General features: G+C 52.8%; 12 protein-coding genes. 2 read left to right on the top strand and 10 right to left on the bottom strand.

What is annotated here, in order from left to right:
* Window positions 1–31: 31 nt before the first annotated feature.
* From AAIG11_RS10315 to AAIG11_RS10360, 10 genes are all read right to left on the bottom strand, one after another.
* Entirely contained in the window at window positions 32–1,237 is a 1,206-nt protein-coding gene (locus tag AAIG11_RS10315; RefSeq protein ID WP_343186170.1) for an efflux RND transporter periplasmic adaptor subunit, read from the bottom strand.
* 26 nt (window positions 1,238–1,263) lie between these two features.
* Entirely contained in the window at window positions 1,264–3,585 is a 2,322-nt protein-coding gene (locus AAIG11_RS10320) for an ABC transporter permease (protein ID WP_343186171.1), read from the bottom strand.
* A gap of 35 nt (window positions 3,586–3,620) precedes the next feature.
* The gene (locus tag AAIG11_RS10325; protein WP_343186215.1) at window positions 3,621–4,280 is read right to left on the bottom strand and encodes an ABC transporter ATP-binding protein; all 660 of its coding nucleotides are present in this window, start codon (window positions 4,278–4,280) and stop codon (window positions 3,621–3,623) included.
* 160 nt (window positions 4,281–4,440) lie between these two features.
* Entirely contained in the window at window positions 4,441–5,100 is a 660-nt protein-coding gene (locus tag AAIG11_RS10330) for a TetR/AcrR family transcriptional regulator (RefSeq protein WP_343186172.1), read from the bottom strand.
* Window positions 5,101–5,429: 329 nt separating this feature from the next.
* Window positions 5,430–6,455 (bottom strand): glycosyltransferase family 4 protein, encoded by a 1,026-nt coding sequence (locus tag AAIG11_RS10335; protein WP_343186173.1) that lies wholly within the window; start codon window positions 6,453–6,455, stop codon window positions 5,430–5,432.
* A gap of 10 nt (window positions 6,456–6,465) precedes the next feature.
* A complete protein-coding gene (locus AAIG11_RS10340) occupies window positions 6,466–6,924 on the bottom strand; it encodes a deoxycytidylate deaminase (RefSeq protein ID WP_343186174.1) in 459 nt (152 codons plus the stop codon).
* Between the two features lie 107 nt (window positions 6,925–7,031).
* Complete coding sequence (locus tag AAIG11_RS10345) at window positions 7,032–8,015, bottom strand: sensor histidine kinase (protein ID WP_343186175.1); 984 nt, start codon at window positions 8,013–8,015, stop codon at window positions 7,032–7,034.
* Window positions 8,016–8,580: 565 nt separating this feature from the next.
* Window positions 8,581–13,188, bottom strand: a complete 4,608-nt coding sequence (gene gltB, locus AAIG11_RS10350) for a glutamate synthase large subunit (RefSeq protein WP_343186176.1) — start codon at window positions 13,186–13,188, stop codon at window positions 8,581–8,583.
* 274 nt (window positions 13,189–13,462) lie between these two features.
* The gene (locus AAIG11_RS10355; RefSeq protein ID WP_343186177.1) at window positions 13,463–14,833 is read right to left on the bottom strand and encodes a PFL family protein; all 1,371 of its coding nucleotides are present in this window, start codon (window positions 14,831–14,833) and stop codon (window positions 13,463–13,465) included.
* A gap of 21 nt (window positions 14,834–14,854) precedes the next feature.
* On the bottom strand, window positions 14,855–15,133 hold the full coding sequence (locus AAIG11_RS10360; protein WP_343186178.1) for an ACT domain-containing protein: 279 nt from the start codon (window positions 15,131–15,133) through the stop codon (window positions 14,855–14,857).
* A 636-nt stretch (window positions 15,134–15,769) separates the two neighbouring features.
* On the opposite strand from AAIG11_RS10360, the gene AAIG11_RS10365 reads away from it, so the two are divergent.
* A complete protein-coding gene (locus AAIG11_RS10365; protein WP_343186179.1) occupies window positions 15,770–17,017 on the top strand; it encodes an ammonium transporter in 1,248 nt (415 codons plus the stop codon).
* Window positions 17,018–17,031: 14 nt separating this feature from the next.
* Entirely contained in the window at window positions 17,032–17,394 is a 363-nt protein-coding gene (locus AAIG11_RS10370) for a P-II family nitrogen regulator (RefSeq protein ID WP_343186180.1), read from the top strand.
* Window positions 17,395–17,522 lie beyond the last annotated feature (128 nt).

Below are 17,522 nucleotides of genomic sequence, written 5' to 3' on the forward strand. Positions count from 1 at the left end.
CAAAAAGGGTTATTTGAAAAAGTAGTCTTATTTATTGATTTTCAGGCTCAGTCAGCACCAGTTCCCCTTCACTGAGACCAGCGATGATTTCGGTGCGGTTTCGTGTACTGAGGCCTGTGGTGACCTGACGGAGAACCGCTTCTTCATTATCCCAGATAAAGACGTGCTCTTCACCTTCCAGCCAGAAAACTGCTCGTTCTGGTACGGTCAGGGCATTTTCACGGGTTTCCCGAATGATTTCCACGTCCACTTCGTAGCCAGGGCGCCACTGGGGATCCACCTGGTCCACTGCCACTTCAATGCGCACCCGCCGTTGCTCAATGCCCAGCTCCGATACTTTGGCAAATGCGGTGGGATGCACCTTGCGAATATGCCCTTTCACCGGGTCTGTTCCCAGATCCCGGTGGATCACCCGCACAGCCATGCCAGGTGCCACGCCGCTCATTTCACGGGCCAGCAGGTCTGCTGTGATGTACAGCTGTTTCAGATCTCCAAGTTCCAGAAGGAGTTCACCCGGCTGCACGTAAGCGCCAGCTTCCACATGCCTTGCCAGAATGGTGCCGCCGACGGGGGCTTCCACAAAATAGGAGTCCTGCTGGGTGCGCAGGTGTTCCCGTTCCCGCTCCAACTGCCTGATACCTGCTTCATAACTGCCCCGGGCTGCGGGGCTGAGCGCGTCTTCAGAAGCTTCGAGACTCAGCGCTGCCTGTTCCACCGCCGATGCCAAATTGGTTTCTTCCAGCTGTGCTGCGATGAGTTCCTGTTGGCTGACAGCACCGGCATCATAAAGGGCCTGCACCCGATCCAGCTGTTTTCGGGATTCTTCCCACTGCTTTTCTGCCAGCTCCAGAGCTGCCTGAGCCTGCTGCGATCCACGATGGGCACTATCCATGGCAACCTGATAGGTACTCCGGGCGGCAGCCAGCTCATCCTCCAACCGGTTCAGGGCAGTGCGCCAGTCGCTGCTGTCGATTTCCACCAGCAGATCCCCCGCGTTTACTTCGTCACCGGGTTCCACTTCCAGGTTTCCGATTCGACCAGGCAGGTGAGCCACCACTTGCCGGTGATTGTCGGTGACAATCTCACCGATTTCTTCCACCATGTCTTCCAGATCCTCCCGTACCACGGGTGCTGTGGGGGGTGCTTCCGCCGGACGATTCATCCAGTAATATCCCCCTGCCGCTGCCACTGCCAGCAGCAGCAGGCCCACCACCAGCTTTTTCGCATGCTTTTTCATGTGATTTCCTCCTCTGACGTTCTTCATCAGGTCATCCGGTTCTTCAGGGCTTCAATAAAGCTGAGATTCCTAATTTTCACAAAGGTGGCCATTTGTGCCACTGCCACAAAGATGATGACTGCCACCACTGTCTGTAGCACCACCCGGTCAGAAACGGTTCCCGGCATGGCGTACACTTCGGTGCTCATGGATTCCATCATACTGGCCATCATCCAGCGTCCCAGTGGAATTCCCATCAGAATTCCGAGAACGCTCACCAGGGTATTTTCCCGGGTGATCATCCGAAAGATTTCTTTTCGGTGAAAGCCCAGCACCCGCAGGGATGAAAACTCCATGATGCGTTCGTTGATACTGATAAGCGTAATGTTGTAGACAATGGCAAAACCGATGATGCCTCCCAGCATGACCATGATCCCGATGGTGACCACAATCATCTCAGAGAACTCTTCAAACATTTCCTGCATTTGTCCCAGGGACTGAACCTGCTGCACATGATGGGCATCTTCCAAAATGGCCCCCAGGTCAGCATCGGTTTTCACCGACAGGCCGGTGATGTGGCCTGGATCCACCACCCACCGTTCCATGGTTTCCAAAGTCATGTACCCGTTCAGACCCAGGTATTGATTCACCGAGCCGCCGTATTCCATCCAAAAGTCATCACGGTCAGGCAGGTAATTTTTCACCAGCACCTGGTCGCCCGGTTCCAGTTCCAGCGACTTGGCAAAACCACTGGTAAGATACAGGCGGTCATGGTGCATCATCAGCGGTACCCCCGGTTCGCTTTCCAGGTGGTACATGTCACTGTCTGCGGGAATGCCCACCACGCTCACTGCTTTGCGGTGCCAGTCTTTTCGGATTTCAAGGGGCATTTCAATCCGGGGCTCAATGGCCTCCACATTTGCCAGCTGCCGGATTTCATGCAGGGTGTTCATCCCTGACATCCCTTTAAAATCGATATTATAGTCCATGGTATACATCTGACCGTACTGAATCTCGAAAATCTGTTGCCAGACGCCTCCCATGTTCATGGCCACCAGCGTGACTCCGTAGGTGAGGGCGATGCCCAAGGCCAGGGTGCCATACCGCCGCTTGTTGCGAAACAGGTTCCTGATCACCATTTTCCAGCTGAAGGCAATGCGCTTCCACAGGAAGGTGATGCGTTCAATCAACAACCGGTGGCCGTCCGCCGGTGGTTCAGGACGCATGGAATCTGCGGGATGAATCCCAATCACCCGTCGGGCACCCGCCAGGCCCGCCAGCACGCAGAAAACAACGGTGATGACCATGGCGGTCACATAAGATTCTGGAATAATGCGGGTTTCCAGCAAGGGCACGTTCATGTACTGGATGTAGAGCTGGACATAAATATCAGAGACCCAGGTGCCGGTGATGATGCCCAACAGCCCGCCTCCCATGCCTATGAGCAGGGAAAACTGAATGTAATGCGCCAAAATTTGTGCATTGGAATATCCCAGGGCTTTCATCACACCGATGGCCACCCGGTCGTTTTTCACCGTTCGTGACAGGACAATGTAAATGATCAGTGCCGCCACTGACATGAAGAGGGTGGGCAGTACCCGGGACATGGCTTTCACCTGGTTCAGTTCTTCTTCCATCATTCGGTAGCTCATGAGGTCATCCCGCTGCATCACCCGGCGAACGCCGTAACGGTCCAGGGCATCATCCAGGGCATCGGCCACCGCATCTGGATTGGCACCGGGTGTCAGGGTGATGAGAAGCTCGTTGTAGCTGTCCCGGTAGCCCAGCAGCGGCCCCAGCAGTTTTTCCGAGACGAAGAGGACACCAAAACCTTCCGGGTCAGGTAACAGGCTCTGTTCATTCTCCATAAGGTAGACAAATTCGGGATGTCCTGCAAATCCAATCACTTCCAGGGGGACTTCCCGGCCGTTCATGTAAGGTGTCATGATATCTCCCAGCTGAATGCCTCTGGCATTCGAAAACTGTTCCAGCACAGTAACTGCATGGGTTTCGTTCCGCACCATCCGCCCTTCAATGGGATAGAGGGCACTGATGGGGTTATCTGTATCGGGAACTGAGATCACCCGCACCCTTACCCGCTCGTCGGGGTCGTCGGTGACAAAGGGAACATCCACACTGACACGGCCCTCCACATGGGCGATCCCTTCCATGCGCAATACGTCATACAGCGCATTGGCGGGAATGCGGGTGAGCTGCACCTGCATGTCGGCCAACCGGGTAATGTCATAGAAATCACGGATGGAGTTTTCCAGATTAATGGCGGTCATATGACTGGAGATCAGCGCCATGAGCGCCAGGGTCATCACCACGATGATGGAAATCACCTGACCCCTGATGCTGATCATCATGCGAAAGAGCCGCCTGGTGAGGGGAGACAGTCGCATTACCACTCAATCCTTTCTGGCGGTACCGGGTTCTCGTTGACGGTGATATCGGTGATTTCGCCGCTGCGCATGCGAATCACCCGGTCACCCATGGCGCCCACAGGGGTATTGTGGGTAATGATGACAACGGTTTTGTTGTAGGTCAGATTCACTTCTTTCAGCAACTCCAAAATGCGGATACCCGTTTCAAAGTCGAGGGCTCCTGTTGGTTCATCACATAACAGCAGCAGGGGGTTCTTTGCCACCGCACGGGCAATGGCCACCCGTTGTTGTTCACCGCCGCTGAGCTGGGAAGGGAAATGGTCGGCCCGTTCCGAGAGCCCCACCTTGCCCATCACTTCATCCAAGTTCAGAGAGGTGTCGCAAATTTCTGTGGCCAGTTCCACATTCTCACGGGCTGTCAGATTGGCCATCAAATTATAAAACTGAAAGACAAACCCCACTCCGTTTCGCCGGTACTGGGTCAACTGTCGATCGGAAAAACTGGTCAACTCTTTTTCCTGTACATATACCTGCCCTGAAGTGGGAGTGTCCATCCCTCCCAGAATATTCAGCAACGTGCTTTTCCCGGAACCGCTGGGCCCCAGAATCACCACAAACTCGCCTTCATACAAATCAAAGGTGGCGTTTTTCAGAGCGCGCACCTCCACTTCACCCATCTGGTATGTCTTGTTCAGGTTTTCAGACCGGATCAGCACCGGCCGCTGACCGGGCTGTGTCGAAACTTCTTTTATGGTTGCTTTATTTTTGGTGTGATTGAAGCCAAACATGGTGCCCCTCCTTTAACTCCCAACTGATGCCCGTGATCCGTGGAATGAATTACCCGGTGGTTATTTCGTCTTTGTTTTGGTGTTGACTCCCTTGCTGCTCCTCTGTTTTTGACAGTGCCCATGGCAGCCTGATGTCTGACATAATGCCCCGGCTGATGAAATGAAACAATTTGATGTTGAAATCCAATAGTTCCTCATGGTGAATTTCTCCCTGCTTGATCAACCCCATAATTCCGACGGTGAGCACATCCAGCATCATTGCCACGAAAGCCGGGTCGGCTTCCTGTATTTCTCCCGCTGCCTTTCCCTGTTCAAGGATATCTGTCAGCAGTTTAACTGTTGTTTCCCGTTTATAGGCGGCAATTTCCTGCAGCAGATGGGGTTTGTCGTACAAGTCATGATAAAACTCTGGCGTAACGGTTTTGGAAACGACGAATCCTTTTTCAAAATATGCTTTCAGGCGGCTGTAGGTATCCGGCTGACGCCGTAGCTCCTGAGATACTTCTTCGTTGAAGCGGCGTACCATTTCCAGGGTGATCTCTTTAAACAACTCCTCTTTGGAATTAAAATGATTGTAGATAGTCATTTTGCTGATGCCGGCTGCTGCTGCAATTTCTTCCATGGTGACGGCTTTCAGCCCTTTTTCAAAAAAAAGCCGTTCTGCCTGTTCAAGCAGGCGCTGGTGTTTCAACTCCCATTGTGTGGCCATAAACCACACCTCCCTCCGTGATCAACGTGTTCTTTGGATCCCTTCTGATACGACTGTATACATGTGACCAATGGGGATTATTTATACTTTTATACTCAAATAGTCCATTAGTTGATTTTATTGTAAACTTTTTTCGGCATTCGTCAAGGGTTTTTTTGAATTTTCTCGATTGATTTTGAAATCTTTTCTCAAAAACATAAAAAACCGCCCGCGGGCAGTTGCAGATTGAAGACCACCCTCTTTGTCTTCAGCCCAAAACCCCCTGAGGCAGTTGAAACAGCAGTTATGATTAAATTGAAGCCGAACCGAAGTTGAAGACGGAACGCATTTTAAGAGGTGCGCTTCAGCAGTCCCGCACGAATCATGGCCATCATGAGAATCAGAGTAACCACCAGCAGCATGGCAATGGATGTGGTGCGACTGGCCCCGGAAATAAAAATGGCACTCACCCCAAGAAACAGGCTGAAACCGTACAGAATCCAGACAGTTTGCCGGTGGGAAAAGCCTTGGGCCAGCAGCCGATGGTGCAAATGCCCTTTGTCTGCTTCCATGATGGGTCGTTTGTTCACCATGCGCCGGAGAATGGCAAAGGCAGTATCAAAGATGGGAACTCCCAGTGCCAGGACGGGAATGGCAACAGCGATGGTGGTGGCGCTTTTAATCACCCCTTCAATGGAGATGGAGGCCAGCACAAAACCAATGAGGAGAGAGCCTGTGTCACCCATGAAAATAGTGGCGGGGTGCGAATTGTGGGGTAAAAAACCCAGGGAAGCTCCCGCCAAAATCATCAGCAGCACTGCCACTTCCGGTTGGCCGTTCATATAGGCGACGGCTGCCAAGGACAAGGATGCAATGCCGGCCACTCCGGCTGCCAGGCCGTCCAGCCCGTCGATGAGATTGACGGTATTGGTGATCCCCACAATCCAAAACAAGGTGGCAGGAATGGCCAGGGGGCCCAGTGCCACTATGGGTTTGGATGCAGAAAGAAAATTGGTGATGAACTCAATGCGAACACCACCGGCCATCACCAGTAACGCTGCACAGATCTGCAATGAGAGCTTCAGTTTTGCCGGCAGGGGACGGACATCATCCACCATTCCCATACCTGCCATGAGGGTGGCTCCTCCCAGCAGGGTCACCATTTGCCGGTCAAGGTCCATCATCAGCAGTGACACTGCCAGAAAAGCAGCGTAGATGGCCAGCCCGCCCAGCCGTGGAATGGGTTTTCGGTGAACCCGTCGGTTATCTTTCGGAACGTCAATAGCCCCTAACCGATAGGCAGCCCGCCGGGCAAGGGGTGTTGTCAAATAAGCAATCAGCGCCGACAAAGCCAGCGCAATCATCAGTCGATCCATAATGGTCAGGTCACTCCCCGGAAATCAGGTTATCCAGCAAAGTCAGGGTGATGCCGGCTTCCTGCAGCATCTGTTCCGCCAGGGCATCGGGATAGGCTCCTTTGATCACGACGGCTTTCACGCCGGCATTGATCATCATTTTGGCACAGATCACGCATGGCTGATGGGTCACGTACAGCAGGCTGCCGTTGATGGATGTGCCATGAAGAGCCGCTTGAATAATGGCATTCTGCTCTGCGTGGAGACCACGGCACATTTCATGCTGCTGCCCCGATGGAATCCCCAGTTGTTGGCGCAGACATCCGGTTTCCTGACAGTGAGCCATGCCAGAAGGGGCACCATTGTACCCGCTGGCAAGAATCCTTCTGTCTTTCACCAACACTGCTCCCACCTGACGACGCAGGCAGGTGGACCGCTTCGCCACCACTTCTGCCATTTCCATAAAATAATGATCCCAGTCCGGTCGCATGAAAAGCCTCCTGCCTGCTGACATGTTGATAATCTCAAGAACGCAAAGCCGCTTTCATTATACCCTTCCTGAAGACCGGTGGCAAGGGACAAGTATTTCTCTGACCGTTAGGGATCCTTTCGTTTTATACGCACCACAAAACGAACGCCATTTCCCTTTTCAATGGTCAGTGCGCCGCTCATTTGCAGGGCCAGCATTTCCACCATTTCAAGTCCAAAACCTCCCGCCCCGGTTTTATTCATTTTTTCCGGCATGCCTTTTCCAAAATCCTGTACCGCCAGTTCAATCATGTCACCCATTTGAAGCACCGAGATCACCACACTGCCTTCCTGATCCTCTCCATAGGCATATTTCATGGCATTGGTGAAGAGTTCGTTCATCATAATCCCCAGGGGAAACAACAGTCGGCTGTCAAGCATCATCTCATCCACTTCCAGATGCACCCGAATACGTTCGTGTTTTGAAAAGGTGCTTTTCACTTCATTGATCAGCGCCTGAAGGTATTTTTCCACCGAGAGGGTGTGAAAATCTTCTGATCGATACAGTTTATCGTAAATCACCATCATGGTTTGAATCCGGCTTCGGGCATCTTTTAAAGCCGCTTCGGCAGCGGTGTTGCCAACGGCTTCTGCCTGGAGGGTGAGCATCATCACCATATTGTTCATGTTGTTTTTGATGCGGTGGTGCACTTCCCGCAGCAGCAGCTCTTTTTCCTGCAGGAGTTTTTGCAGCTGTCGTTGTGTTGCCAGTCCTTTTGACGGCGTCTGCTTCACCCGGTAACGCCTGACGGTCTTCCTGTCAGTCTGGTTATTCCCACCATTCACAAGAATGATCAGAAACCCGCTTTTTTGATTGCCCAGTTTGACGGGGACTCGGTAAAAGTGCGTATTGTTCACTTCTTCCCATTCTGATTCATGCCGGCCGATGATCTCTTCTTTCGAGCCACCAGTCATGGCTACCCCCGCCGGATTAGCATCGACAAGATGACCTGTTTCGTCTATTGCAAAAGCCGGACACGAAAAAAGTTCCATCAATTGAGGCAGCAGATCTTCGTTATTCGGAATCTTAAGCCGATCCAGTTGACTTTCCATGAACAGGACCTCCCAGAGATCTCACCTTGCGACACCAATAACACCTGCTGTCTTATTTCAGAAATATCACTGCAGCGGCCATCTGAGATTACATCAGAAATGGGCATTACATTTATTACCCGTTTCCAACCCATAATCAACGGTGCCGTCATTTATATCTACATTATATACCAAATATGCTAACATGTGCCGGAATATTCCACCACAAGTAAGCAACATTGTCTTCAGCAGGGTTGCTGTTGACAATCCATTTTAACATTCTATTTTCTTTTCACACAAAAACTGCCGATGGGATATCGACAGTTGAGACTGTAGACAAAGTAAGATGAAGACAAGGGGTTTGGTAAAGGACAGCCTTGGAAATCTTGTCAGTGTTTTTTCGAAAAGATGAGAAAACCGCCAGCGCCTGCTGTTTGAGCACAGCGAGTTCAGGCGCTGTTTTCGAGACTTTCGACTAAAAACACACAAGATTGGAATCAGCTGTTCTGGCCAAATCCCTTTGTCTTCAACCTCAGCTGCCGATGGGATATCGGCAGCTGCCATCATGTCATGTCATGGAAACAGCTTATTTTTTCGATTCTGCCAAGAGACGTTCTGAGATTCTAAGATAGAGAGGTGAAACCACCAGGCGAAATTTTTTCAGCGCCCGGGACCACTGTTTCAGCAGTGCTGCCGCCTGCTTGCTGCCTGTCAGTTCATGGTGCCGGGTGACCAACTGATGCAGCAGCTGACGGTCTGCTTCTTCATCTACGGGCAGAATCGTCACCAGATCCTGATTCACCTGCTCCGTAAGAATTGAAACCCCTTCCATCAGAAAAGCCTTTCCACCACTCATGCCGGCTCCGAAGTTCTGGCCCACAGCTCCCAGCACCACCACCACACCGCCGGTCATGTATTCACAGCCATGGCTTCCGATCCCTTCAACCACGGCAGTGGCACCACTGTTACGAACGGCGAAGCGATGTCCCACCCTTCCGCAGAAATAGGCTTCCCCTGCCGTCGCTCCATAAAGGAGGGTGTTGCCGGCGATCACATTGTCTGCTGCGTTGAACCGGCTTTTCTCCGGTGGCATCACCACCAGTTTGCCGCCGCTGAGTCCCTTGCCCAAGTAGTCGTTGGCATCGCCTTTCAGGGTCAGGGTCATGCCGGGGGCGGCAAAAGCGCCAAAGCTTTGTCCTGCTGAACCTTCAAAAGTGAACTGCATGGTGTCAGGTGCCAGTCCTTCTCCGCCATACTGCTGGGCAATCTGACCGCTGAGGCGGGTACCCACGGCCCGATGGGTATTGGTAATGGGAAAGGTGCCGGAAACAGGCTGGCGGGTTTCAAGACTGGTCGCCGCCACCTTCAGCAATGCTTGATCAAGGGCTGTGATCGTCACTCCCGGCGCTTTTTTGCCGCTTTTCACGGAAATACGGGCCGGCAGCTCTGGCCGGTACAGCAGGCGGTCCACCTTCAGGGCAGCGGCTTTGCCGGCGAGCCCGTCCCGGTGGCGCAGGCGGTGTACCTGCCCCACCATATCATCCATCTTCCGGTAGCCCAGCCTGGCCATGATTTCCCGAATCTCACGGGCTACAAAGGTGAAGTACCGCTGCAGATGCTCCGGCTTACCGGTGAATTTTTTTCGAAGTGTGGGGTCTTGTGTGGCAATGCCCACAGGACAACGGTTCAAATGGCACTTGCGGCACATGATACAGCCCAGACCAATCATGGCAGCTGTTGTCATGCCCACTTCTTCTGCCCCCAGCAGAATGGCTGTGACCACGTCTCTGCCGGTGATAATTTTACCGTCCACCTGCAGCTTCACACGTCCCCGAAGCTGGTTCAGCATGAGGGTTTGCTGTACTTCAGCCAGCCCGATTTCCCAGGGAAGCCCGGCATATTTCATGGAACTGAAGGCAGAGGCACCTGTACCGCCGTCGTGGCCGCTGATCACAATGGCGTCGGCATGGGCTTTGGCTACCCCTGCCGCCACGGCACCAATGCCTGTTGACGCCACCAGCTTCACGCTCACTCGGGCTTCCGGATTGGCGTTTTTCAGATCAACTATGAGCTGTGCCAGATCCTCAATGGAGTAGATATCATGATGAGGCGGTGGTGAAATCAGGTCGATTCCAGGCAGGGAATGGCGCACTTCACCGATCTCCGGTGTCACCTTCCCGCCGGGCAAATGGCCGCCTTCCCCTGGTTTGGCTCCCTGAGCCACCTTGATTTGCAGTTCATTGGCATTCACCAGATACTGAATGGTGACGCCAAAACGGCCGGAGGCCACTTGCTTGGCGGCGCTTTTCAGATTGTTCCCGTGGAGATCGGCGTAATAGCGGGAGGGGTGTTCGCCACCCTCGCCGCTGTTGCTCCTGGCGCCCATCCGATTCATGGCGATGGCCATGGTTTCATGGGCTTCTTTACTGACAGAACCAAAGGAAACCGCTCCCGTGGTGAACCGGGGGAGAATGGCTTCCACCGGCTCCACTTTTTCAAGGGGTACCGGAACCCGCTGGGTGAAGTCCAGGAGCCCCCGCACCGTTTGAACATCGCTGTCGGTGCGGTGAATGTCGTCTGAGAAGGCCCGGTAGGCGTCGTAGCTGTCGGAACGCCCAGCCCGTTGTAACATACTCACCCGGTCAGGACTGAGAAGATGGGGAACACCGCCCTTACGGTGAAACAGTTCTCCGCCAACTGCCAGGGCTTCCGGCTGCTTGTCGGTGATGCTGAAGGCGGGTTTGTGAAACCGCAGCACTTCTTCTCCGATGGTTTCCAGGCCGATCCCCGACAAACAGGCAGGGGTTCCGGGGAAGTACTGGTCCACCAGGGTTTCGTCCAGCCCCACCACTTCAAAAATCTGAGCTCCCTGATAACTTTGAAGGGTTGAAATTCCCATTTTGGCAATGATTTTCAGTAAGCCTTTCACCAGCGCGTCCTGGTAATTCCGACGGGATGCTTCCAGGGTGACGGTTTTTCCCATCCCCCCCTCGCTGTGAAGCTTTTGAAGGGTTTCAAAAGCAAGGTAGGGATTCAGCGCCGTGGCTCCATAACCCAGCAACAGGGCCAGGTGCATCACATCCCGGGCATCCCCGGCCTCCACAATAAGATCGGCCTGGGTACGCAGCTTACGTCGAATTAAATGGTGGTGAACCGCACTCACTGCCAGTAAACTGGGAATGGGGGCGTGGTAGTAATCAATGCTCCGATCACTGAGAATCAGCAGATTATGACCCTGCAAAATGTTCTCTTCCGCCCGCTTACACAGATCATAAAGGGCTTTTTCCAACCGGTTGGGACCGCCATCCATCTGAAAAGTGATGGGCAGTGTGACAGCTTTCAGGTCTTTGGTGTACAGATGCTTCAGCTGTTCCATTTCCCGGTTGGTGATCACCGGCTCTTCCAGCCGCAGATACGCCCGGTCTTCTTCTGTTTCGATGGCATCCACCAACAGGCCGTGATTTCCCAGGTATTGCATCAATGACATGCCGCTCTTTTCCCGAATGGAGTCGATGGCCGGATTGGTCACTTGGGCAAATTTCTGTCGAAAATACTGAAAAAGCCACTGGGGTGCTGTTGAGAGGGCCGCCAGCGGTGTATCCATTCCCATGGCCCCAATATTTTCTTCTCCCTGTAGTGCCATGGGTAACAGGATATGTTCCAGTTCTTCTGCGGTGTACCCAAAGCCCTTTTGCTTTTTGGCCAGTATTTCCCGATTCATGGGCCGGGGTTCGGGCAAGTCTTCCAGCGCATCCAAGGTCAGACGGTTGCGCTGCACCCATTCCCCATAGGGGTAACCGGTGGCGATACTCTCTTTAATGGCCAGATTTTCCAGCAACAGTCCTTTTTGAAGGTCCACCACCAGCATACTCCCCGGATTCATATTTCCCTTTTGCACCACTTTTTCAGGGGGAATGTCCAGCACGCCGGTTTCTGATGCCATGATGATGAAATCGTCATCTGTCACCCAGTAACGGGCAGGGCGCAGGCCGTTTCGGTCCACCGTCAAACCCACTTTGGTGCCATCGGAGAAGGCCAGGGTTGCCGGGCCGTCCCAGGGTTGCATGAGCCGGCCATGGTACTCGTAAAATGCCTGAAGCTCTGGAGAAATGCCAACTCCCCACTGCCAGGCCTCCGGCACCAGCACCATCATCACCTGCTCCATGGGGTGACCGTTGGCCAGGAAAAATTCAAAAATATTATCAAGACTGGAAGAGTCGCTGCCTTCGGGTTCGATGACCGGCAGGATTTTTTCAAAATCGTTACCGAAGATCCTGGAACGCATCACGCCTTCCCGGGCATTCATCCAGTTGATGTTCCCCCGAATGGTATTGATTTCGCCGTTGTGGGCCAGATACCGGTAGGGGTGGGCCATTTTCCAGGAAGGAAAGGTATTGGTACTGTAGCGTTCATGGACAAGAATCAGTGCCGTTTCCAGGGATGGCTGCTGCAGATCCAGGTAATAGTCTTTCAGACGATATCCCAGTATCTGCCCCTTGTATACCAACGTCTCTGCCGACAGGCTGCAGACATAAAAATGATGTGCCGGAGGTCCGCCTGCCGCTGCAATGATCTGCTGTACCCGCTTACGAACCACCAGCAGTTTTCTGGCAAAAGCTTCTTTTGTCTGTTGCTCCCGTTGAACAAACACCTGGGCCACCACAGGCCGGGTGGCTCTGGCAGAATCACCACAGGCATAGGGATCCACGGGCACGGTGCGCCATCCCAATAGCAACAGTCCCTCTTCCCGCAGCACCCGCTCGAAGACTCCCTGACAGTAATGCAGGGCATGGGGTTCACGGGGTAAGAAGATCATCCCCACGGCGTACTGTCCCGGCGGCGGCAGCTCAAACCCTTCCTTCAGCGTTTCCTCTGCCAGAAAACCGTGGGGAACCTGAATCAGAATGCCGGCACCGTCTCCCGTTGTCACATCTGCGCCCACCGCTCCCCGGTGTTTCATTTGATGCAGAATTTCCAGTCCTTTTTCAAGAATCTGATGGGAAGGCACGCCCTTCACGTGGGCCACAAAGCCAACGCCACAGTTATCTTTTTCATGGATGGGATCATAAAGTCCCTGCCTGGGAGGAATCCCCGCCTGCCCATTTTGATGGCTTACCTGATATTGATCTCCTTGTCCCAACAAAACCACATCCTTTCCTTCAATTCCGCCGGCCAGGAAAACATTTTCATGCATTTTCCGCTTTTATTATTCATTATTATGCCCGCGTAAAAATTATCCAAAGTATATGATGGTTGCAACACCTTGTCAAGTTGAATCTTTCGAATTGTTGGAATATTAATTTGTATGCATTTTTGTTTCTGCGAAGCATTCGTTTTCCTTATGGGCGATCTCAAAAAAACAGCCTTTCAAATGCGATGTCCGCATTTTTAGGGCTGTTTTTTTATTTCCTGGTTTTTCTATTTTTCATCCTGCCTTTGGCTGAAGGCTATTATTCGGCTGAAGGTCATTAGTTGTTAAACGACTGCAGCGGTGCCGGAATTCGCCCGCCCCGCTTTACAAAAACATCTGATAACTGGGTATGAAGGGGCATAATGGGGGCCCGTCCCAAAAGGCCGCCGAACTCCACAAACTCACCCACCGTTTTTCCTGCCACAGGAATCACCCGCACCGCCGTGGTTTTTCGGTTAATCATTCCAATGGCCATTTCATCGGCGATGATGGCGGCAATGGTTTCTGCGCTGGTTTCCCCGGGAATGGCAATCATGTCCAGCCCCACAGAACAGACAGAAGTCATGGCTTCCAGTTTGTCAAAGGTGAGAATGCCGGCTTCCGCTGCCCGAATCATGCCGGCATCTTCACTGACGGGAATAAAGGCACCGCTGAGTCCACCCACATGGGAGGACGCCATGATACCGCCTTTTTTCACGGCGTCGTTGAGCATGGCCAGGGCTGCCGTGGTACCGTGGGTGCCGGTGGATTCCAGTCCGATGGCTTCCAGAATATCGGAAACACTGTCTCCCACTGCCGGTGTGGGGGCCAGGGACAAGTCAATGATGCCAAAGGGCACTCCCAGAGCTTCTGAAGCAGTCTTTCCCACCAGCTCGCCCATACGGGTGATTTTAAACGCTGTCCGTTTGATCACGTTGGCCAACTCACCCAGATCGGCATCCGGACGCTTGACCACTGCGTTGCGCACCACTCCCGGGCCGCTGATGCCCACATTGATCACCGCCTCCGGTTCTCCCACGCCGTGAAAGGAACCGGCCATAAAGGGATTGTCTTCGGGCACATTGCAGAATACCACCAGCTTGGCACATCCAATGCTGTCCCGCTCCCGGGTGGCTTCCGCTGCGGCTTTGATGATATGGCCCATTTGCAACACAGCATCCATGTTGATGCCCGCCTTGGAAGATGCCACGTTCACAGACGAGCAGACCCGCTCCGTTTCAGCCAGGGCAGCAGGGATGGATGCAATGAGGCGCTGGTCTCCCAGGGTCATCCCCTTCTGCACCAGCGCTGTAAATCCGCCGATGAAATTGACCCCCACCGCTGCGGCCGCTTCGTCCATGGCCCTGGCAAAAGGCGTGTAGTCTTCTGTCTCAGAGGCTTCTGCCACCATGGCCATGGGTGTCACCGAAATGCGCTTGTGGACAATGGGAATGCCAAAATGATCTTCAATCTCTTCTCCCACCTTCACCAGATTTTCCGCCTGGCGGGTGATTTTGTCATAGATCCGGCGACAGGCAATCACCGGGTCGGGATGACCGCAGTCCCGAAGGCTGATGCCCATGGTGATGGTGCGAATATCTAAATTTTCCATCTGGACCATCTGAATGGTTTCCATTATTTCCTGTCTTGATACGGATGTGAAGTGCATTTTGTGTTCTCCCTTCCCCTCCTAAATACGGTGCATGTAATCAAACGTATCCGTATGTTGAATATTCACCTGCATGCCAATCCCTTCACCTGTTTTCACCAGCGTTTCCTTCAGTTCTGGAAAAGCCAGGTCACAGGCACTCAGATCTACCATCATGATCATGGTGAAATAATCCTCCAGAATCGTCTGGCTGATGTCGAGAATATTCCCCCCGTGGGTTGCCAGCACCCCTGAAATAGCTGCAATAATCCCCACTCTGTCTTTCCCAAGCACCGATATGATCACCTTGCTGCCGTTCATCGAATCGCTCCTCCTTTTTGAAGCGGGTCAATCCGCCCCATTCCCCATCCCAAAACGTTGCGCCAACTGTCTGAATGCTCTGTCTTGAATGTTAGAGAGCATTATATCATGTTTTTTTATGCAGGAAAACGCTTCTGTCACATTTTTATCAAATTCTGCTCAGGAAATCCTTTTCCTTCATATATCAACGTTTTTTTCAACTTTTTTTCAAAAAAACCCTTGCAAAAATACTCGGGCTATCCTATAATGACTTTCATCATGATGCGCTCATGACATTCTGATCCTCTCCCCTTCCCCCGGCTTCGGCCGGGGAAATATGGATCAGCCACCTTCATCCGGTATCGGGCAACGGCGTCCGCAGACTCAGGAGGAATCTTCCTCCCCTTGTTTGCGGGCGTTTTTTATTTCCCTGACAGGTTAGCGCCCGTTGCTCCGATACCGGCCTCTCCAGGTGATTCAGCCTTGTGAAATGTTTTTCCCGCATGAACAGCTGCATGACGGGGGGACGTTTCCAAAGCTGCCCCACCTCACATCATGTTCACCTGACAACCCGCTCTCATAATGGCGCGACTCATTGTAGCTTGCATCTTTATCTTTAATAATCGAAATATTCAATGATCGAAGGGAGTTTTGATGATGACCGACTATTCTGCACTTGATACGTTATGGGTACTGCTGGCCGCCGGACTGGTCTTTTTCATGCAAGCCGGATTTGCCATGGTGGAAGCCGGGTTTACCCGGGCCAAAAATGCCGGCAATATCATTATGAAAAACCTAATGGACTTCACCGTCGGATCTCTCATCTACTGGATTCTTGGCTTTAGCCTCATGTTTGGCGTTTCCAACGCCGGCCTCGTCGGCGGCGTTAACTTTCTTTCCACTGGCCTTTATGACCACCTGGGACTGACGATTCCCAAAGAGGCCTTCCTCATTTTTCAGACCGTTTTCTGCGCCACTGCTGCCACCATCGTTTCCGGTGCCATGGCTGAACGTACCAAATTCAAGTCTTATCTGCTGTACAGCTTTGTGATCAGCGCTGTGATTTACCCCATTGCCGGGCACTGGATCTGGGGCGGCGGCTGGTTGAGCGATCTGGGCTTCCACGATTTCGCCGGCTCCACTGTGGTTCACTCTCTTGGTGGCTGGGCAGCCCTCACGGGTGCCTGGATTCTCGGCCCCCGATTGGGCAAATATGGCAAGGATGGCAGCATTCATCCCATCAAAGGCCACAACCTGACGTTAGGTGCTTTGGGCGTCTTCATCCTCTGGTTTGGATGGTTTGGCTTCAATGGCGGTTCCACGCTGGAAGCCGATGCCGTTTCCATGTCCCATATTTTCGTCACCACCAATCTGGCCGCTGCCATGGGCGCTGTGATGGCCATGACCCTTTCCTGGACCCGTTACGGCAAGCCTGATGTGAGCATCACCCTCAATGGCGCTTTGGCCGGCCTGGTGGGCATTACCGCCGGCACTGATATTGTCAGCCCACTGGGTGCTGTCTGTATTGGAGGCATCGCTGGTCTGGTGGTGGTACTGGCCATCGAAGTGCTTGATCAGAAGCTGAAAGTGGATGATCCTGTGGGTGCTGTGAGTGTGCACGGCATCTGCGGCGCAGTGGGAACCCTTGCTGTGGGTATTTTTGCCACCGACGGCGGCCTGCTCTACGGCGGTGGGGTTCAATTGCTGCTGATACAGTTAACCGGTGTGGCCGCCATTGCCCTGTGGACCTTTGCCACCACTTTCGCACTGTTCAAAGCCATTGACGTGACCATTGGCTTGCGCGTCAGCAACGAAGAGGAAGTGCTGGGACTTGACCTGAAAGAACACGGCACCGAAAGCTACGCCGATTTCGAACCCAAAGTGTTGTTGGATACCATTCAATAGGGAGGTGTTTATCAATGGATCAACCTATTTATAAAGTGGAAATTATTACCCGCCCCGGCAAATTCGAAGCCCTGAAAGAAGCCCTGAATGATCTGGGAGTAATGGGTATGACTGTCACCAATGTCATGGGCTGTGGTGTTCAGAAGGGACAGCCTGCCAACTATCGTGGCGTTCCCTACACACCCTCCCTGCTGCCCAAAATTAAAGTTGAGACTGTTATCAGCGAAGTGCCGGTGGAAGCTGTTATTGATGTCACCAAAAAAGTACTGCGTACCGGCGAAATTGGCGATGGAAAGATCTTTGTCTATCCTGTTTCCAATGTGATTCGCATTCGAAACGGCGATGAGGGTGTCACCGCACTGGATAACCAGCCTTAACCTTTACCGCAAAGGGAATCGGGTCATTTTGCCTCTTTTATTGAAATGCATCGAGGAATATTGTATCATATTAAAAATCTCCTTCACCATATCCATTAAAGCATTCAGGGAACCGGCAATGATGCCAG

It is taken from the genome of Anoxynatronum sibiricum (assembly GCF_039414295.1).
Lineage (GTDB): Bacteria > Bacillota > Clostridia > Peptostreptococcales > Tindalliaceae > Anoxynatronum > Anoxynatronum sibiricum.

Excerpts from the sequence above, each read along its gene's own strand:
- AAIG11_RS10315 (WP_343186170.1), bottom strand. The coding sequence starts at position 1,237 with ATGAAAAAGCATGCGAAAAAGCTGGTGGTGGGCCTGCTGCTGCTGGCA.
- AAIG11_RS10320 (WP_343186171.1), bottom strand. The coding sequence starts at position 3,585 with ATGATGATCAGCATCAGGGGTCAGGTGATTTCCATCATCGTGGTGATG.
- AAIG11_RS10325 (WP_343186215.1), bottom strand. The coding sequence starts at position 4,280 with ATGGGTGAAGTGGAGGTGCGCGCTCTGAAAAACGCCACCTTTGATTTG.
- AAIG11_RS10330 (WP_343186172.1), bottom strand. The coding sequence starts at position 5,100 with ATGGCCACACAATGGGAGTTGAAACACCAGCGCCTGCTTGAACAGGCA.
- AAIG11_RS10335 (WP_343186173.1), bottom strand. The coding sequence starts at position 6,455 with ATGGATCGACTGATGATTGCGCTGGCTTTGTCGGCGCTGATTGCTTAT.
- AAIG11_RS10340 (WP_343186174.1), bottom strand. The coding sequence starts at position 6,924 with ATGCGACCGGACTGGGATCATTATTTTATGGAAATGGCAGAAGTGGTG.
- AAIG11_RS10345 (WP_343186175.1), bottom strand. The coding sequence starts at position 8,015 with ATGGAAAGTCAACTGGATCGGCTTAAGATTCCGAATAACGAAGATCTG.
- gltB (WP_343186176.1), bottom strand. The coding sequence starts at position 13,188 with ATGCATGAAAATGTTTTCCTGGCCGGCGGAATTGAAGGAAAGGATGTG.
- AAIG11_RS10355 (WP_343186177.1), bottom strand. The coding sequence starts at position 14,833 with ATGCACTTCACATCCGTATCAAGACAGGAAATAATGGAAACCATTCAG.
- AAIG11_RS10360 (WP_343186178.1), bottom strand. The coding sequence starts at position 15,133 with ATGAACGGCAGCAAGGTGATCATATCGGTGCTTGGGAAAGACAGAGTG.
- AAIG11_RS10365 (WP_343186179.1), top strand. The coding sequence starts at position 15,770 with ATGACCGACTATTCTGCACTTGATACGTTATGGGTACTGCTGGCCGCC.
- AAIG11_RS10370 (WP_343186180.1), top strand. The coding sequence starts at position 17,032 with ATGGATCAACCTATTTATAAAGTGGAAATTATTACCCGCCCCGGCAAA.